The organism is Amphritea balenae (assembly GCF_003858655.1).
GTDB classification, from domain to species: domain Bacteria; phylum Pseudomonadota; class Gammaproteobacteria; order Pseudomonadales; family Balneatricaceae; genus Amphritea; species Amphritea balenae.
On record NZ_RQXV01000015.1, the window covers coordinates 1 to 17,714 of the forward strand.

Consider the following 17,714-nt stretch of genomic DNA (forward strand, 5'->3'; position numbering starts at 1 on the left):
GGGGTTTTTTCGTTTCAGAACGCAGGCTACGTCTGCTTGTCCGATCTTAAGTGCCGAAGTCCGATGTGGCTATGCCACGTCCGAGCGCTTTGCTTGTCCGATCGTAGCTGCGCTACTTGTCCGATATAAAAGCGGTCGCTTCGCTAGTCCGATTAGCGCTGTGCGCTGTGTCCGATCATTGCATTTGTCCGAACGTTGCTTCGCAACTTGTCCGGTAATGCTTTGAGCCGCGAAAGGTTGCGATTCTTATTCTCTGTGTTCTCTGTGGTGGACAGCTCTTAAATGTGGTCGGGTTAAGGCTTACATAATCATCAACCTTAGCGTGGTTGCTACTAGATTGTCTTTAGGTACTCAATAAGGGCCATTTTCTGTTCATGTGAGAGCTTCGGGCCTATCTTGCCTAGAGCCGCTGGGTTGTCATCAAAAATGTGGCCAGTATTACGGTTCCCATCGATGCATGTGTTCAATAGGAAGAGCCCATCATCATAGTTAGAATGCTTGTCTTGTGTAACATCTATACAGTTAAGCTTATCATTGGGCTGTATGATGCCTAGCCGTTCAGGATCAAATTCCTGATTGCCTAGTTGAATTACTTCAGGGCGTTCCTCCTGGGTTGAGAGCAGGTCATAGATGGTTGCAATAGAGCCGTTGTGTAGGAAGGGGGCTGTTGCCCAGGCGCCATTCAGTGGTCTGGCTTTGTAGCCTTGGCCTGCTTGTAGACAGTTTGGCCGACTGCCCTCCAAGCGGTTGATTTGAGATTCATCCGTGAAGCTTTGTTTAAACCACTGTAGATTAGTTCTCTGGACAAAAGCGCCTAATGCCAGTGCAAAGCTCGAGGTTGCACTGTCTCTGAAGGTAACGAAATTGAGCTGTTCATTCAGAGGTGTACAGATATTAGTGTCTAAATTAAGGCCGGTGGTATCAACGGTTCTCTTAGCTAAGATGAGGGCTTGGGCTGGGTCGGTTCTGATCTTCTCTTGTGGGATAATGTTAAGTTTCAAGTAAGTCTGCTCAGTCGTTTTTTTCTCGCCGTTTTCTATATATTTGATTTTCTTCCAGTATTTATCCGTCCAAAATAGCTCTGAAGAAACGGGAGGCAGGTGGCAGTCTTGGCAATGTTCACGATAAATATTTTCGCCTTGTGTTTTTAATTGATGGTCGATGGTTGGAAAACTGGCGGGCCATTGTGGAGCTCTAAGGCCATTGAATTTCTGCTGTTGGCGAGGATGTTTTCCAGCCAGCCACTCTTCAATTTCGATCAGATTGTGGTAGTTAATTGAAGAAGCAAAGCGCTGGGAATCAGGTCCTGTGGTATCGACATAGGCTTCAACACCAAGTGCTTCGCCAGCATTTCTGATTAAAGGCTGCATGATGGAACCGTCATATTGGACCCAGTTAAACCAGGAAGTAGTCCATATATGGGGGAAATTGACCGGGGCGTCAATCGCACTGTAATTTGCAGAACGATTGAGGGCGGTATCGAATACTTGGTTGCCGATTCTGTTGAGTGCATCCAGGCGAGTGAATCCTTCGGTGACATTGATGACATCACTATTTTTCGCCAGATAGCGTAAGGTTGCGCTGAGCTCTTGCTTGAGCTGGTTGCGGGTTAGGATATTGTCATTTAGGCCAAGGACGCGTTGCGCAAAGCGATCAAAGCGACCATTGAACAGAGGGAATTGACTGGAAAGTACAGTTTGGCCGAATGCTGCTCCTAATGATTTCGTCAACAGACCCAAATCGGTCATGGCGGCACCGCCATCGATGATATAGCGTTTACCTTGAAAAAGTAGTTGCCCAGTGTGACAGGCGGCGCAGCTGAAACCGATAGCGGTTGATTTGCGATTGATGCCGGGAAAATAGATGCTGGGGGTAGTGGCTAATCCGATGGGTAGTGCGTCAGGGTTCCCACTGGTGGCGGTTTGTTTAATAAAACCATGCCTGAGTAAGTAATCACCGGTGTAGAGTTCTTCTTCACCCCAGAAAATCAACCATGGAGAAAACTTTGGCTCTTCCAGTGCCATTAACCAGTTATAAGGTATCGGTAATGTAGCTGTCCCCTGAGAGGCATGCTGAAACCATGCTGAGTCTTGTTTCCAACCATCTGTGTTGAGGGCTATCTGTTCAGCAGGTCGATAATCAGGTAATTCGGGTGGTGTTAATCCATATTCCAGGCTGGCAATAGCGGTATGGATTTTACTGATGATAAAAATGCTGAGGATTATGACAGCTAGCAATGATAGCCATGTCACTTTTGAACGGGTAAAGCGAGAGAGAAAAGAGGTTGCTGTGTAATTAGCCATTGTGTTTCCGTCCCTGGAAGTAACATTATTCGGTACTGCGATATTACTAAACTAGTCCAGCAGTACATGGCGTCAAGTTGTGTCAGTTTTTATTTGTTGCTCTGGTAGTTTTAGGTTGATCTCTGTTTGGTGATAAATTTTACCTCTTTCCTATCCATCCAGACCTCAATTTTTTCGGGTCTGCCTGACAGGCTCAGTTCCAGGTAGCCTATTCCATTACCCAGGCTGATTCTATGATCGGGGTGCGTTGATACACGACGCGCGCGGATTCGCATTCGACGACGTTTGGTAAACCAGTTAAGCGGTGATTTCGAGCCATAAAGTAGGCTGTTAAGTCGATCAAACCAGCGAATTAGTTTAGCCGGAAATTCATTTTTGATGCCGCTACAGGTTATCTGCCAGATATCTGGGCTTGATGTGCGTGAACGTAGCTGAATATCGTATGCGAATGAATAGTGCACATCACCAGAGAGAATAATGAAGTTTTCAGGCGTTTTCGGGTGTTGAAAGATATTGAGAATGACGTTGGCTGAACCTGGATGGGCCATCCAGTTTTCGGCATCTACGATGAGTGGTTTGCCAAAGTAAGTAAATATCCTTTGAATTGATTCAATTAATTTAACCCCGAATATTGGTGCGGGGGATATCAGTAGCACGGACTGCTCATCTATCAGCTCATTTTGTAACTCTGATAAAGCTTCCCAGTCCATCAGGCCTGAAGGTTTGTTGGGATCGCTTTCTGAGCGCCAGCGACGCGTGCGGGTGTCCAGAGCTATTAGTTTGGGTGACGTTGGCACCGTGTAATGCCATTGATCAAAGTCGAGTATTTGGCTAATCAGGTTTTGGTGCTGATCTGCCTGCATTGTTGAGAGCGTTTCAGATACATTCTGTGGCCACTCTTCTGCAAATGCCTGTGGATTATTGCCCCAGCCCTGGCAGAGCCAGTATCCAATCAAGGCATTGCCTAACATCTGTCGAGCAAAGGGGTTGCTGTATGCTGTCTCTTCCCAGCCCCGGGTAAGGTTCCAGTCGTCGGTGACATCATGATCATCAAACATCATATAGCTGGGTATGTGGGCCAGTAATCGCTGAATCTGATCCAGATTGTTTGCGAACTGTTCTATCTCTTGTTGTTCCTTTAGATAGAGCTCTCTTTTTGCCACCGGAATTCGGGAGTCTGGATCAAGCTCTACGTAGCGCCATAATGCAGGCGACCAGACGAGCAGGTACATGGCAAAGACTTCAGCAAAAGTGATCAGATGATTGTGGGCTGAATCACTGGTAAATATCGGTTTACGTACGCCGCGAAATAGCTTTTTAAGCGCGTCAGCTGCGGGTTTGTCATCGGGTAACAGTTGTTCGCGTGCATAGTAACTATTTTGATGCAGGTAGAGTTCAGATGAGTTTTTAATGTTGCCGGTCGGTAGTTGTTCGTCGGGTAGGCCAAGCAAAGCGATAGTCTGATGAATGGCTTGAAGCATCGGTCCGGCAACATCGTCCGCATAGATTTGATCGCCAGACATAATCAGTAGTGCGGGTCTTTGTGCCGGAGTGGTATTGCTTAAGCGCCGATCGGCGGTAGTTAATGCATCGGTGCCCGGATGGTGGGGCTTACGACAAGAGCCATGTAGTACGGAATTCAGATGTGGCTGATAGCAGAGCGTAAACTCAGATTCACCGGGATAAAGCAGTTCAGGGAATTCTTCACTTAGACTGAGGCTGTTGTTATCAGTATTCAGCGTCAGATCATAGGTGAGGATATCTCCGGGAGTAAGTGGAATGACAAAGTCGATTTGTAGCAAATAAGTAAAAGCTTTTTCACCGACTTTCACTGAATGTGAATCAAGTTTTATAGATTGTTTATTTCCATCGATATAAATTTCAGAATTAAAATCGATGCATTGGCTGGTTACTAACCATAGATAAAGCTTCTGATCGGTGAAGCGTCGTACGATAGGTCCAGCGAGTAAAAGAGGTAAGTCTGTCATATATAAGCGAATAATTTTTTCGGTTAATGTGCTGGCCGTACCTTAACAGATAATTCTGTACAAATGATTAACACAAGCCTGCCTGCTGTTGAATTTATTGCTGAATCTATGCGAGTGGGATTACCCGGATTGGGTGGTCTTCGACATAGACAATGGTGGCAATATGATCTAAAATGTCGCCGTTTTGCATGCAAGAAATGCAACGTATAAAGAATTCTCTACAGAAAAGCGAGGTGGGCATTTTGTTCTACCTCGCTTTTTTGCAACTTAAGTTTATTAATTCTGTTTAGATTTTGCGCTCTAAGCGGGGAGGTTGATTTGACAAGACCAGCCATTCTGGCCCTTGAAGACGGTAGTATCTTCCGGGGATTAGCGATTGGCGCGGATGGCCAGTCCAGCGGTGAAGTAGTTTTTAACACATCCATGACTGGTTATCAGGAGATTCTGACGGATCCATCATATTGCCGTCAGATAGTAACCCTGACTTATCCACACATCGGTAACGTGGGAACAAATAAAGAGGATGCTGAATCCTCTAAAACATGGGTTGCGGGTCTTGTGATCCGGGATCTGCCTCTGGTCGCCAGTAACTGGCGTAACGAGCAGTCTCTGGATGAGTACCTGAAAGCGAATAATATCGTTGGTATCGCTGATATAGATACCCGTCGTCTGACTCGTATTTTACGGGAAAAAGGCTCTCTCTCTGGCTGCGTTATGGCCGGTGATGATATCAGTGAAGAGGCCGCTTTGGCTGCTGCGAAAGGCTTCCCTGGTCTGAAGGGTATGGATCTGGCGAAAGAGGTTACCACCTCTGAACAGTACCAGTGGACTTCTACAGCCTGGGATCCGGTTAAAGGTCATGTGGATATCGCAGATGGCGACTTACCGCATCACGTTGTTGCCTATGATTACGGCGTTAAAAGCAATATCCTGCGGATGCTGGTTGAACGCGGTTGCCGTCTGACGGTTGTGCCTGCGAAAACACCAGCGGCGGATGTGCTGGCTTTGAATCCTGATGGCGTGTTCCTGTCCAATGGCCCTGGTGATCCGGAGCCTTGTGATTACGCAATCGAAGCGATACAGGAAATCTGTAAAACAGATCTGCCTGTGTTTGGTATCTGTCTGGGCCATCAGCTGTTGGCGCTGGCCTCCGGTGCGACAACCATGAAAATGAAACACGGTCATCATGGTGCTAACCATCCGGTACAGGATTTAGATAACAAACAGGTAATGATTACCAGCCAGAACCACGGTTTTGCGGTTGATGAAACATCAATGCCTGAAACATTGCGTGCGACTCACAAGTCTTTATTTGATGGTACTCTGCAGGGTATTGAGCGTACGGATCGTTCTGCCTTCAGCTTCCAGGGACACCCTGAAGCGAGTCCAGGTCCGCGTGACGTAGCACCGTTGTTTGACCGTTTTGTTAGTGCTATTGAAGCACGTAAAGCGTAACGACGGGCCAGTTGAGACCCATGCGTACTGCCCGGTGAGATATTCCCGGGCAGTGTTAAAGAATTAATTAATTTCGATCGGTTATTTACACATGCCAAAACGTACGGACATACAAAGTATTCTGATCCTCGGTGCGGGTCCTATCGTTATCGGTCAGGCCTGTGAGTTTGACTACTCCGGTGCCCAGGCCTGTAAAGCTCTGCGCGAAGAAGGCTATCGCGTTATTCTGGTGAACTCTAATCCAGCGACCATTATGACCGATCCGTCAATGGCGGATTCCACTTATATCGAACCGATTCAGTGGGCCACTGTCGCTAAAATTATTGAAAAAGAACGCCCGGACGCTTTGTTGCCGACTATGGGTGGTCAGACTGCTCTGAACTGTGCGCTGGACCTTGAGCGTGAAGGTGTGCTGGAGCAATTTGGCGTAGAGATGATCGGTGCTAATGCCGATACTATTGATAAAGCTGAAGATCGTGCTCGCTTTGACCAAGCGATGAAGTCCATCGGTCTGGAATGTCCTCGTGCGTCTATTGCGCATAGCATGGAAGAAGCACTGCAGGTACAGGTGCAGCTCGGCTTCCCTTGTATCATCCGTCCATCCTTTACTATGGGTGGTACCGGTGGTGGTATCGCATACAACAAAGAAGAGTTCATCGAAATCTGCGAACGCGGTCTGGATCTGTCGCCGACCAGCGAACTACTGATTGATGAATCACTGATCGGTTGGAAAGAATACGAGATGGAAGTTGTACGTGATACCAACGACAACTGCATCATCATCTGTTCTATCGAGAACTTCGATGCGATGGGCGTGCATACCGGCGATTCTATCACTGTCGCTCCGGCTCAGACTCTGACTGATAAAGAATATCAGTTTATGCGCGACGCCTCTCTGGCAGTGCTGCGTGAAATTGGTGTTGAAACGGGTGGTTCTAACGTTCAGTTTGGACAGTGTCCGAAGACTGGTCGTTTTGTCATCATTGAGATGAACCCAAGGGTATCCCGTTCTTCTGCTCTGGCTTCTAAAGCGACTGGTTTCCCAATTGCTAAAGTTGCTGCAAAGCTGGCTATCGGTTTTACTCTGGATGAGCTGCAGAACGATATTACCGGTGGTGCGACACCTGCTTCATTCGAGCCAGCTATCGATTACGTTGTTACAAAAATACCTCGTTTCACGTTTGAAAAATTCCCGCAGGCGAATGACCGTCTGACAACGCAGATGAAGTCCGTTGGTGAAGTTATGGCTATTGGCCGTACCCAACAGGAATCTTTGCAAAAGGCATTGCGTGGCCTGGAAGTTGGTGTCTCCGGTTTTGATCCTATCGTCGATCTTGAAAGTGAAGATGCGCGTGCCGATATTATTCATGAGATGAAACAGCCTGGTGCAGAACGTATCTGGTATCTGGGTGATGCGTTCCGCATGGGTATGACTGTAGAAGAACTGTACGAGATCTCCGGTATTGATCCGTGGTTCCTGGTACAGGTTGAAGATATCATCAAAGATGAGCAGCGTGTTTCTGAAATGGCGCTGTCTGAGTTGAATAAAGACAGCCTGTTCCGACTTAAGCGTAAAGGTTTCTCCGATACGCGTCTGGCTGCTTTGCTGGGTGTGTCCGAGAAGCAGGTTCGCAAGCATCGTCAGAAGCTTGAGATTCGTCCTGTCTACAAACGGGTTGATACTTGTGCGGCAGAATTTTCAACTGATACTGCTTACATGTACTCCACTTATGAAGAAGAGTGCGAGGCAAATCCATCTAATCGTGACAAGATCATGGTTATCGGTGGTGGTCCTAACCGTATCGGTCAGGGTATTGAGTTTGACTACTGCTGTGTACATGCAGCGTTAGCCGCGCGTGAAGATGGTTTTGAGACAATCATGGTTAACTGTAACCCTGAGACAGTTTCTACCGATTATGATATCTCTGATCGCTTGTACTTCGAGCCGATTACCCTGGAAGATGTACTGGAAATCGTCGATGTTGAAAAGCCTAAGGGTGTTATTGTTCAGTATGGTGGTCAAACACCTCTGAAACTGGCATTGGCTCTGGAGCAAGCGGGTGTTCCAATTATCGGTACTTCTCCAGAAGCTATCGACCGTGCAGAAGATCGTGAGCAGTTCCAGCAGATGTTGAAGCGTCTGGGCCTTAAGCAGCCAGAGAACGCAACTGTACGGTCCCTGGAAGAAGCGGTAATTGAGGCTGAGAAGCTGGGTTACCCACTGGTTGTGCGTCCATCTTACGTGTTGGGTGGTCGTGCGATGGAGATTGTTTATAAAGAATCTGAACTGCGTCAGTATATGAATACTGCAGTACAGGTTTCCCATGACGCGCCAGTATTGTTGGATCACTTCCTGAATGCTGCCGTAGAAGTTGATATCGATGCAGTATCCGACGGTGAAACTGTTGTGATCGGGGCAATCATGCAGCATATCGAGCAAGCGGGTGTTCACTCCGGTGACTCTGCATGTTCTCTGCCGCCTTATAGTCTGCCTGCTGATGTGCAGGATGAGATGCGTGAGCAGGTCAAGAAGATGGCGCTGGAACTGGGCGTTGTTGGTCTGATGAATACTCAGCTGGCATACCAGGATGGTGAGATCTACGTGATCGAAGTGAATCCACGTGCTTCCCGTACTGTGCCTTTTGTTTCTAAGTGTATCGGTGTGTCTCTGGCTAAGATCGGCGCTCAGGTGATGACCGGTAAAACGCTGAAAGAGCTGGGCTTTACTGAAGAGATTGTACCGACCCTGTTTAACGTTAAGGAAGCGGTATTCCCTTTCAATAAGTTCCAGGGTGTTGACCCTATACTGTCTCCGGAGATGAAGTCTACCGGTGAAGTGATGGGTGTTGGTGAAACGTTCGGCGAAGCCTTTATGAAAGCTCAGAAGGGTGCAGGCGAAAGCATGCCGGCTAAAGGTAAGGCGTTTATCTCTGTTCGTGAAGTGGATAAGCAGGGTATCTTACCTGTTGCCCGTGATCTGATTGATCTGGGCTTCACGCTGGTTGCCACCCGTGGCACTGCAACGTTGCTTGAGGAGCAGGGCTTGGCGGTTAGCGTAGTCAACAAGGTGATGGAAGGTCGTCCGAATATCGTTGATATGCTGAAGAACGATGAAATCGCCTATGTAATTAATACGACTGAAGGTCGTAAAGCGATTGCCGATTCTGCAGAGATTCGTCGTTCAGCATTGCAGCATAAAGTACCATACAGCACGACGCTGGCGGGTGCTGATGCAACGACTATGGCAATGAAGTATGGCGAAGAGAAAGTTGTTCGTCGTCTGCAAGACCTGCACTAAGGAACTGAAGTAATGCAAAAATTCCCAATGACAGTCAAGGGAGAGAAAGCACTGCGTGAGGAACTGGACGATCTTAAGACCGTTCAGCGTCCTACCGTCATTGCTTCTATCGCTGAGGCGCGTGAGCACGGTGATCTGAAAGAGAATGCTGAATACCATGCTGCCCGTGAGCAGCAGGGCTTTATCGAAGGCCGTATTCAGGAACTTGAAGGTAAGTTGGGCTCTGCTCAGGTTATCGATGTGACGCAAATTCCACACAGTGGAAAAGTTATTTTCGGTACCACGGTTGAAATTATCAACCTGGATACTGATGATACGGTGTGTTACCAGATAGTGGGTGATGACGAAGCGGATATCAAGAATGGCAAGATCTCTGTCAGCTCACCTATTGCCCGTGCTTTAATCGGCAAAGAAGAGGGTGATGTGGCTGTAGTACAAACACCTAATGGCGGTGTTGAGTACGAGATCGATCAGGTCCAGCATATCTGATAATTGTAATGACAAAAAAACCGCCGTACGGCGGTTTTTTATTTACTGAAGATTGGAACTGATCGGATAAAAACGATCTAACTCTTTGTTAATAGTGTAGCTGCTATTAACTTATCTGCTTTTAGCGCAACAGGTTAGAAAGTTTTGGATCTGGGTTTTTAGCGGCACGATAGAGCAGGGCGATATTGCCGATTTCCTGAACAATAGTTGCTTCAACTATCTTAGCCAGTTCCTGAATCATCTGTTTTTTGACATCGCGGCTGCCCACAGCGAACTTAACTTTGATAAGTTCGTGGTCTTCAAGAGCGCGATCGGCTTCCAGCAGGATGTTTTCACTCAGGCCGTTGCCGGCAACAGAGATGATTGGGTTCAGGCCGTGGCCAATAGAACGGAACTGCTTTTTTTGCGTAGGGGTTAAGCTCATACTAAAATACTTAGCCTTTAAATTTGGGAGCGGCAGATCCGCTCAGAATCATAATAAAACGATTTTACCTGAGTTACGGTGCAGAAAGTAGGCATTGGCTCAAATTCCGGATGGAGTTATGCGTTAGTGGCAAGATCAAAGAGCAGCGGTCGTTGGCTGCAGGAACATCACGACGATCAGTATGTGAAAAAATCTAAGGAGTTGGGCTATCGTTCTCGGGCCAGTTTTAAGCTGCAAGAGCTCAATGAGAAGGATAAGCTGATAAAGCCAGGCATGACCCTGGTTGACCTGGGGGCTGCGCCTGGAGGCTGGTCTCAGGTTGCTGCTGAAATGGTCGGTGATCATGGGCGAGTAGTATCTTCTGATATACTGCCTATGGATCCGTTGCCCGGTGTGCAGTTTGTGCAGGGCGATTTTACGGAAGAGTCGGTATTGAATGAAATACTGCAAACTTTAGGTGATGAGCTTGCAGACCTTGTAATTTCCGATATGGCCCCCAATATGAGTGGTATGAGTGCTGTAGATCAGCCGGCCGCTATGTATCTGGTCGAACTGGCGCTGGATATGGCTCGTCAGGTTCTGCGCCCCGGCGGTGACTTCGTCGCCAAGGTATTTCAGGGTGAAGGATTCGATGAGTATATGGATGATATGCGCAATAGCTTTTCTAAAGTTTATACGCGTAAGCCTGACTCATCCCGGGCTCGTTCGCGGGAAGTGTATCTGATTGGACGAAATTTCCGTCCCTGATATGGTCAATACGGTGTAACTACTGTAGCTTTGTCTGCCTTAATGCGGACACTAATTTTGAGTAAACAGAGGGTTTTCCTTTGAACGATATGGCAAAGAATCTGGTCCTGTGGCTTGTGATAGCGGCAGTTTTGTTGACCGTTTTCAATAATTTTAATAGCGAAGGTACATCGCAGAACCTTACCTATTCAGAATTTATTACTGAAGTGAAAGAAGATCGTGTCCGCCGTGTCGTGATCGAAGGTTATACCATCGAGGGTGAGCGCATTAATGGCGAGCACTTTGAAACGGTTCGACCTGCGCTACAGGATCCAAAACTGGTTGAAGACCTGTATAACCACAACGTGGTCATTGAAGGTAAGCAGCCAGAGAAGCAGAGTGTCTGGACTCAGTTGCTGGTTGCCAGCTTTCCGATTCTGATCATTCTGGCGATCTTTATGTTCTTTATGCGTCAGATGCAGGGCGGCGGAGGCGGCAAAGGCGGCCCGATGTCCTTTGGTAAGTCCAAGGCGCGGATGATGGGGCAGGACCAGATCAAGACCACCTTTGACGATGTTGCTGGTGTCGAAGAAGCGAAAGAAGAAGTAAAAGAGCTGGTTGATTATCTGCGTGATCCTGGCAAGTTTCAGCGCCTGGGTGGTCATATTCCACGCGGTGTCCTGATGGCAGGTAACCCGGGTACGGGTAAAACGCTGCTTGCAAAAGCAATTGCCGGTGAGGCAAAAGTACCGTTCTTTACTATTTCCGGTTCTGACTTTGTTGAGATGTTTGTTGGTGTGGGTGCATCCCGTGTTCGGGATATGTTTGAACAAGCTAAGAAAAATGCACCTTGTATTATCTTTATCGATGAGATCGATGCGGTAGGCCGTCATCGTGGTGTTGGTATGGGTGGTGGTAATGATGAGCGTGAGCAGACGCTTAACCAGTTACTGGTTGAGATGGACGGCTTCGAGGGCACCGAGGGTGTTATCGTTATCGCCGCGACAAACCGTCCGGATGTACTTGATCCGGCACTGTTGCGTCCCGGCCGGTTTGACCGTCAGGTGCATGTAGGTCTGCCCGATATCCGTGGACGTGAACAGATCCTGAAAGTACATATGCGTAAAGTGCCACTGGGTGATGATGTTAAACCGGAGCTTATTGCCCGGGGTACACCTGGTTTCTCCGGTGCCGATCTTGCCAACCTGGTTAACGAAGCGGCGCTGTTTGCTGCCCGTTCCAGTAAGCGTACAGTCGGTATGGAGCAGTTTGAGCGCGCGAAAGATAAGATCATGATGGGTGCCGAACGTAAGTCGATGGTGATGTCTTACGAAGAGCGACTGAACACTGCGTACCATGAATCAGGTCATGCCATTGTTGGTCGTCTGATGCCAGAACATGATCCGGTATATAAAGTATCTATTATTCCTCGTGGCCGTGCTTTGGGTGTGACCATGTTCCTGCCTGAAGAAGACCGCTATAGCCACAGCCGTAAAATGCTGATTGCTAATATCTGTAGTCTGTATGGTGGCCGTATCGCTGAAGAGATGACGCTGGGTAAGGATGGTGTTACTACCGGGGCATCCAACGATATCCAACGGGCGACAAGTCTGGCGCGTAATATGGTTGCTCGATGGGGTCTGTCTGAGGAGATGGGACCACTGCTATATGATGATGAAGAGCAGGATCCGTTTAATCGCGGTTATGGTCAGCCGGCTAAGACTATGTCTGAAGAAATTCAGCAGAAAATTGATACTGAGACCCGTCGTATCATCGATGAGTGTTATGCCAAGGCACATCAGATGCTGGAAGATAACCGGGACATCCTCGAAGATATGACTCAGGCACTGATGAAGTACGAAACTATTGATAGTGGTCAAATTGATCAGTTGATGGATCGGGCGCCGGTCTCTGCTCCTGATGGTTGGGAAGAAAGTGATAGCAAGGCTGCTGAAGAGGAAGCTAAAGCTCAGACTGATTCTGATTCAGAAGAGTTTGATCTGGATGATTCAGATGAAAGTTCTTCTGAAAAGGACTCATCTGAAAGCGGTCCTTCCGATAAAGATCCGGATGCACCAGATCAGAACTTACACTGATAGTTTGTTGTAATCTGCTTGGTTATAATATGTTAAGGCCGGTCCAGTGACCGGCTTTTTTATAGATTATTTAGCTGACAGGAACTGCTGTGACTGACTTTTCTGCCTTCCGTTTTGGTTCACGTACTCTCGATCTTAGCCGGCCTCAGGTAATGGGGATTCTAAACGTGACTCCAGACTCATTCTCCGATGGAGGAGCGCTGTATGATGCCAGTTCCCTCTGTGTAGATCAGGCGATTCAGCGTGCCTTGCAGATGGTCTCTGATGGCGCAGCTATCATTGATGTGGGGGGCGAATCAACCCGGCCGGGAGCAACGCCTGTTGCGTTACAGGAAGAGATGGATCGGGTATTGCCTGTTGTAGAGCGTCTGAATGCTGAAGTTGATGCGATTATCTCGGTCGATACCAGTTCGCCGGAGCTTATCCTGGAAGCGGCAGGTTTGGGAGCCGGTCTGATCAACGATGTGCGTGCGTTGGGCCGTGAAGGGGCTTTAGGTGCTGCTGCGACGACAGGTTTGCCTGTATGTGTCATGCATATGCAGGGCAGCCCGGCAACTATGCAGAATGCGCCAGAGTACGATGATGTGCTGGATGACGTCTACGGCTTTCTTGAGCAGCGTATCAGAGACTGTGTTGCTGCAGGTATCGGTCATGATCAGATAATAGTAGATCCGGGCTTCGGTTTCGGTAAAACGCTGGAGCATAACTTACGTTTGCTGAATAACCTGGATCGGTTGCATAAACTGGGTGTGCCGCAGTTAGTAGGCACCTCGCGGAAAAGTATGATTGATCATCTGTTAAATCGTTCAGTCGATGACAGGCTGGCAGGTGGCTTGGCAACGGTTGCGATTGGCGTGCAAAAGGGTGCGCAGTTATTTCGGGTGCATGATGTTAAGGACACAGTGGATGTAGTCCGTATGACAGAAGCTGTATTGAATGAAGGAAGAATTAATAATGACTAAACGTTACTTTGGTACTGACGGTATACGCGGCAAAGTAGGTACTGCCCCCATTACACCAGACTTTATGCTGAAGCTGGGCTGGGCCGCAGGTAAGGTCTTCGCCCGGGAAGGGCGTAGTAAAATTATTATCGGTAAAGATACACGTATATCCGGATATATGTTTGAGTCGGCGCTTGAGGCGGGTTTAGCTGCAGCGGGCGTTGATGTGTTGCTACTTGGCCCAATGCCAACGCCGGCCATCGCTTATCTGACACGCACCTTTCACTGTAATGCCGGTATCGTGATCAGTGCTTCACACAATCCTTTTTATGATAACGGCATTAAATTTTTCTCTGAGCAAGGCACTAAATTGCCAGATGATATAGAGCATGCGATCGAAGCTCAGATGGATATGGCGATGACGACCGTTGAATCAGCGGAGCTGGGTAAGGCGCGTCGTATTGATGATGCTGCCGGGCGTTATATCGAATTTTGTAAAGGCACAGTCGGCAGTGAATTGAATCTGCGCGGTTTGAAGATCGTTGTCGATTGCGCCAATGGTGCTACGTATCACATCGCGCCAAAGGTATTTCGTGAACTGGGCGCCGAAGTGATAGAAGTCGCCTCTTCCCCTGATGGTCTTAACATCAATGAGGATTGCGGAGCGACCTCTACCCGGTTGATGGAAACCGTTGTTGTTGCTGAAAAAGCTGACCTTGGTGTAGCCCTGGATGGCGATGGCGATCGTCTGATCATGGTTGACCACAAAGGTGAGCAGGTTGATGGTGATGAGTTGCTGTTTATTATCGCCATGGAGCTTCGCCGCAAAGGTGAGCTGGAAGGGGGGGTCGTTGGTACCCTTATGAGTAACTTTGGCTTAGAGCAGGGTTTGCTGAAGGCTGATGTGCCTTTTGTGCGTGCTAAGGTAGGCGATCGTTATGTTATGGCTGAGCTGGCAAATAATAACTGGCAGCTTGGCGGTGAATCCTCCGGCCATCTGGTTTGTCGTCATCTGACTTCAACCGGCGATGGCGTAGTGGCTGCGCTGCAGGTATTGAAAGCGATGGCTGAAACCGGAGAATCACTGCACAAATTAAAGTCGGCGATGAATAAGATGCCGCAGAAGATGATCAACGTTCGATTGACAGAGAAAAAAGATGTTATTTCGTTGCCAGAGGTTCAATCAGCGGTAGCAGATGTTGAAGCTCGTCTGGGGAATCGGGGGCGTGTCTTGCTCAGACCCTCGGGTACTGAACCGCTGGTACGGGTTATGGTGGAAGGAGATGATGCTGACTGGATTGCCGGGCTCTGTCAGGAGTTGGTGCAGGTGGTCGAAAACGCACTCTAATATTTTGACCCAAGCGGCCTGCATCAGCTTGTAACTTTTTTGGAAACTGGGTACTATGTGCGCCGCTTTGCACGGAGAGGATCTTATGCGTAAGACGATAGTCGCCGGTAACTGGAAAATGAATGGTACCACTGAGTCGAATAAGGCTTTGTTGGAAAATCTAACGGCAGGACTTAATGCTGTTGATGGTCTGGTGACCCTGGTTTGCCCTCCTGCAGTTTATCTGGCTCAGGTTAAGCAGCAACTAGGCAATGCGCCAGTTGCAGTGGGTGCGCAAAATGTATCTGCACAGCCTAAAGGGGCCTTTACCGGTGAGTGGTCACTGGCAATGCTCCAGGATCTGGGTTGTGAATATGTGATCATTGGTCACTCTGAGCGACGTAGCATTTTTGGTGAGACCGATAATCAGGTCGCTGAAAAAGTTGCAGCAACGTTAGACGCTAAGCTGATTCCGGTACTTTGTGTTGGTGAAACACTGGAAGAGCGTGAAGCGGGTGAAACGATTAACGTTGTTTCAAACCAGGTTGAAGCGGTGTTAGCACGCGTAGGTATTGCTGCTCTGGCTAATGCTGTAATAGCATATGAGCCGGTCTGGGCCATTGGCACCGGATTGACCGCAACGCCACAGCAAGCTCAGGATGTGCATAAAGCAATTCGTGCGCAGCTGGCGGCGAGTGACGATAGTGTCGCTGAGAATATGTCCATCCTTTATGGTGGCAGTATGAATGCCGTTAATGCGGCAGAGCTTTTAGCTCAACAGGATATTGATGGCGGCCTGATTGGCGGCGCATCTCTGAAAGCTGACGAATTCCTGACTATCTGCGCAGCTGCTGCAGACAGTCGTAAGTAATTGGATAAATAGATGGAAACTCTGGTTCTTGCTGTACACGTTCTGCTGGCTGCAGCCATAATTGCTCTGGTGCTATTGCAGCAGGGTAAAGGTGCTGAAGCTGGTGCTTCATTTGGTGCTGGCGCATCTCAGACTGTTTTTGGCAGTCAGGGTACAGGTTCATTCCTGGGCCGTATGACAGGCGTCGTTGCAGTTGGTTTGTTTATTACCAGTTTTATCCTGGCTGTCTATGCGAAAGAAAAAGCAACCAGTGTTACTGATGCTGGTGTGCCAGCTGCAGAGCTGATTGAAAGCGCATCTGAACAAGTTGATCAGGTACCTGTTCTGGAAGAACAGAGTGCGCCGGCAGGTGATGCGGACGTACCGCCTGCTGAGTAACATTTTACCTTAGGGTAAAACCTCGAATATTGCCGAAGTGGTGGAATTGGTAGACACGCCATCTTGAGGGGGTGGTGACCTAATGGTCGTGCGGGTTCAAGTCCCGCCTTCGGCACCATATTTAAGAAGCGCTCACTTGAGCGCTTTTTTTGTTTTGCCTCGTCGGGACTGCGCCCCGCGTTGGTTATTCGAAATTGAAAATTCCGAATAAGTCCTGCGGACCATTGTCGCAGGCTCCAATGCCCAATCTGTATGATTGTCGGCACCATATTTAAGAAGCGCTCACTTGAGCGCTTTTTTTATGCCTGGTGCAGCTGTTGTTGTATTACTTTAGGATTGGGTGCTGGTTGTTTTAGCTGTATCGGGTCGGCACCTTTTTGCAATTTTTAAGTGGGCTGGCATGAATGATCGCTTGTTAGTGTTAAATCAGGTTGTACGGTCCTTGTACTATGAAGCAGCTGGGAGTATAATTCACCCCGATTTCTGATGCGGGGTGGAGCAGCCTGGTAGCTCGTCGGGCTCATAACCCGAAGGTCGTCAGTTCAAATCTGGCCCCCGCTACCATTATCAGGAAATGTTTTTGAAATTTAGGTTATGAGAAAGAAGCGTCATGCCAACTCTCATAAAGAACGGAAGATCGCAGATTTATTATCTGGCTTCCGCTACCATTTTTCAGAAATCTCAGAGCCGAATTGACGTGCTCTGCAGTGTTATAAGTTAACTGTGTTTTTTTAGCTTATATCAGAGGTTGATCAGTTATCTGATTTACCTTTTCCAATTTCAGTATCCGGTTTTATTTACTGAAATTGTCGATCAAGCAGTACGTTGATTGGCCCCTTTTTAGGGGCTTTTTCGTACTTGCGGCCCAGAGGGTCGTACGTTGAATGGGTCTTTGACCCATTTTTTGTTTGCATCAAAAGTGCATTTAGAGGTTTTTTGCGTGTCTGCAAAGTTAAGTTTGTTACAGGATCTGATTGAACCGTCCGTTGTGGCGTTGGGCTATCAGTTATGGGGTATCGATATGGTATCTCAAGGGCGTCATAGCATGCTGCGGATCTATATCGATGCTGAAAACGGTATCGATGTGGAAGACTGCGCCAAAGTCAGTCGTCAGGTGAGCGGTATCCTTGATGTAGAGGATCCGATTAGTGGTGAATATACCCTTGAGGTTTCCTCACCGGGGATGGATCGTCCACTTTTTAACCTGGAACAGTATAAAGCATATATCGGACATGTTGTGCAGTTGAAACTGCGGATGCCGTTTGATGGACGCCGTAAATTTAAAGGTGTTCTGAACGGTATTGAAGATGAAGATGTTGTGCTGGTTGTCGATCAGGAAGAGTACCTGTTACCGATCGACCATATAGAGAAAGCAAACATTGTTCCTCAGTTCTGAGAGCAGAGAAAAGAATTGAATT

The 17,714-nt window shown here is 48.0% G+C and carries 13 protein-coding genes and 2 tRNA genes; 12 read left to right on the plus strand and 3 right to left on the minus strand.

Annotated features, from left to right (window positions below; all coding sequences use genetic code 11):
- Positions 1-332 precede the first annotated feature (332 nt).
- Positions 333-2,303, minus strand: coding sequence for a di-heme-cytochrome C peroxidase (locus tag EHS89_RS19435; RefSeq protein WP_211340378.1), 1,971 nt, complete (start codon positions 2,301-2,303; stop codon positions 333-335).
- Between the two features lie 110 nt (positions 2,304-2,413).
- Positions 2,414-4,291 carry an alkaline phosphatase D family protein gene (locus EHS89_RS19440; RefSeq protein ID WP_124927840.1) on the minus strand — a complete coding sequence of 626 codons (1,878 nt, stop codon included), beginning with the start codon at positions 4,289-4,291 and terminating at the stop codon, positions 2,414-2,416.
- 318 nt (positions 4,292-4,609) lie between these two features.
- Between EHS89_RS19440 and carA the strand changes: the two genes are divergently transcribed.
- The 3 genes from carA to greA all read left to right on the plus strand — a co-directional run bounded on the left by carA (position 4,610) and on the right by greA (position 9,533).
- Complete coding sequence (carA, locus tag EHS89_RS19445) at positions 4,610-5,746, plus strand: glutamine-hydrolyzing carbamoyl-phosphate synthase small subunit (RefSeq protein WP_124927841.1); 1,137 nt, start codon at positions 4,610-4,612, stop codon at positions 5,744-5,746.
- Positions 5,747-5,837: 91 nt separating this feature from the next.
- Complete coding sequence (gene carB, locus EHS89_RS19450) at positions 5,838-9,044, plus strand: carbamoyl-phosphate synthase large subunit (RefSeq protein WP_124927842.1); 3,207 nt, start codon at positions 5,838-5,840, stop codon at positions 9,042-9,044.
- Between the two features lie 12 nt (positions 9,045-9,056).
- Positions 9,057-9,533, plus strand: a complete 477-nt coding sequence (gene greA / locus EHS89_RS19455) for a transcription elongation factor GreA (protein ID WP_124927843.1) — start codon at positions 9,057-9,059, stop codon at positions 9,531-9,533.
- Positions 9,534-9,654: 121 nt separating this feature from the next.
- Here greA and EHS89_RS19460 read toward each other — a convergent pair whose 3' ends face one another.
- Positions 9,655-9,957, minus strand: a complete 303-nt coding sequence (locus tag EHS89_RS19460) for a YhbY family RNA-binding protein (protein WP_124927844.1) — start codon at positions 9,955-9,957, stop codon at positions 9,655-9,657.
- A gap of 126 nt (positions 9,958-10,083) precedes the next feature.
- On the opposite strand from EHS89_RS19460, the gene rlmE reads away from it, so the two are divergent.
- The 9 genes from rlmE (at position 10,084) to rimP (ending at position 17,692) form a co-directional block, all read left to right on the plus strand.
- Positions 10,084-10,704 (plus strand): 23S rRNA (uridine(2552)-2'-O)-methyltransferase RlmE, encoded by a 621-nt coding sequence (gene rlmE / locus EHS89_RS19465; protein ID WP_124927845.1) that lies wholly within the window; start codon positions 10,084-10,086, stop codon positions 10,702-10,704.
- A gap of 89 nt (positions 10,705-10,793) precedes the next feature.
- On the plus strand, positions 10,794-12,779 hold the full coding sequence (gene ftsH, locus EHS89_RS19470) for an ATP-dependent zinc metalloprotease FtsH (protein ID WP_124927925.1): 1,986 nt from the start codon (positions 10,794-10,796) through the stop codon (positions 12,777-12,779).
- 89 nt (positions 12,780-12,868) lie between these two features.
- Positions 12,869-13,741 (plus strand): dihydropteroate synthase, encoded by an 873-nt coding sequence (gene folP, locus EHS89_RS19475; protein WP_229753798.1) that lies wholly within the window; start codon positions 12,869-12,871, stop codon positions 13,739-13,741.
- Positions 13,734-15,068 carry a phosphoglucosamine mutase gene (gene glmM, locus EHS89_RS19480; RefSeq protein ID WP_211340379.1) on the plus strand — a complete coding sequence of 445 codons (1,335 nt, stop codon included), beginning with the start codon at positions 13,734-13,736 and terminating at the stop codon, positions 15,066-15,068. The genes folP and glmM overlap by 8 nt, the downstream gene beginning before the upstream one ends.
- A gap of 85 nt (positions 15,069-15,153) precedes the next feature.
- Positions 15,154-15,918, plus strand: a complete 765-nt coding sequence (gene tpiA, locus EHS89_RS19485; RefSeq protein WP_124927846.1) for a triose-phosphate isomerase — start codon at positions 15,154-15,156, stop codon at positions 15,916-15,918.
- A gap of 12 nt (positions 15,919-15,930) precedes the next feature.
- Positions 15,931-16,296, plus strand: a complete 366-nt coding sequence (gene secG / locus EHS89_RS19490; protein ID WP_124927847.1) for a preprotein translocase subunit SecG — start codon at positions 15,931-15,933, stop codon at positions 16,294-16,296.
- A gap of 31 nt (positions 16,297-16,327) precedes the next feature.
- Positions 16,328-16,414 (plus strand) — tRNA-Leu (locus tag EHS89_RS19495).
- Between the two features lie 369 nt (positions 16,415-16,783).
- Positions 16,784-16,860 (plus strand) — tRNA-Met (locus tag EHS89_RS19500).
- Between the two features lie 376 nt (positions 16,861-17,236).
- Positions 17,237-17,692 carry a ribosome maturation factor RimP gene (gene rimP, locus EHS89_RS19505; protein ID WP_124927848.1) on the plus strand — a complete coding sequence of 152 codons (456 nt, stop codon included), beginning with the start codon at positions 17,237-17,239 and terminating at the stop codon, positions 17,690-17,692.
- The last annotated feature ends 22 nt before the right edge of the window (positions 17,693-17,714 follow it).

Coding starts and splice junctions, on each gene's coding strand:
- EHS89_RS19435 (WP_211340378.1), bottom strand. CDS start 2,303: ATGGCTAATTACACAGCAACCTCTTTTCTCTCTCGCTTTACCCGTTCA.
- EHS89_RS19440 (WP_124927840.1), bottom strand. CDS start 4,291: ATGACAGACTTACCTCTTTTACTCGCTGGACCTATCGTACGACGCTTC.
- carB (WP_124927842.1), top strand. CDS start 5,838: ATGCCAAAACGTACGGACATACAAAGTATTCTGATCCTCGGTGCGGGT.
- greA (WP_124927843.1), top strand. CDS start 9,057: ATGCAAAAATTCCCAATGACAGTCAAGGGAGAGAAAGCACTGCGTGAG.
- EHS89_RS19460 (WP_124927844.1), bottom strand. CDS start 9,957: ATGAGCTTAACCCCTACGCAAAAAAAGCAGTTCCGTTCTATTGGCCAC.
- ftsH (WP_124927925.1), top strand. CDS start 10,794: ATGGCAAAGAATCTGGTCCTGTGGCTTGTGATAGCGGCAGTTTTGTTG.
- glmM (WP_211340379.1), top strand. CDS start 13,734: ATGACTAAACGTTACTTTGGTACTGACGGTATACGCGGCAAAGTAGGT.
- tpiA (WP_124927846.1), top strand. CDS start 15,154: ATGCGTAAGACGATAGTCGCCGGTAACTGGAAAATGAATGGTACCACT.
- secG (WP_124927847.1), top strand. CDS start 15,931: ATGGAAACTCTGGTTCTTGCTGTACACGTTCTGCTGGCTGCAGCCATA.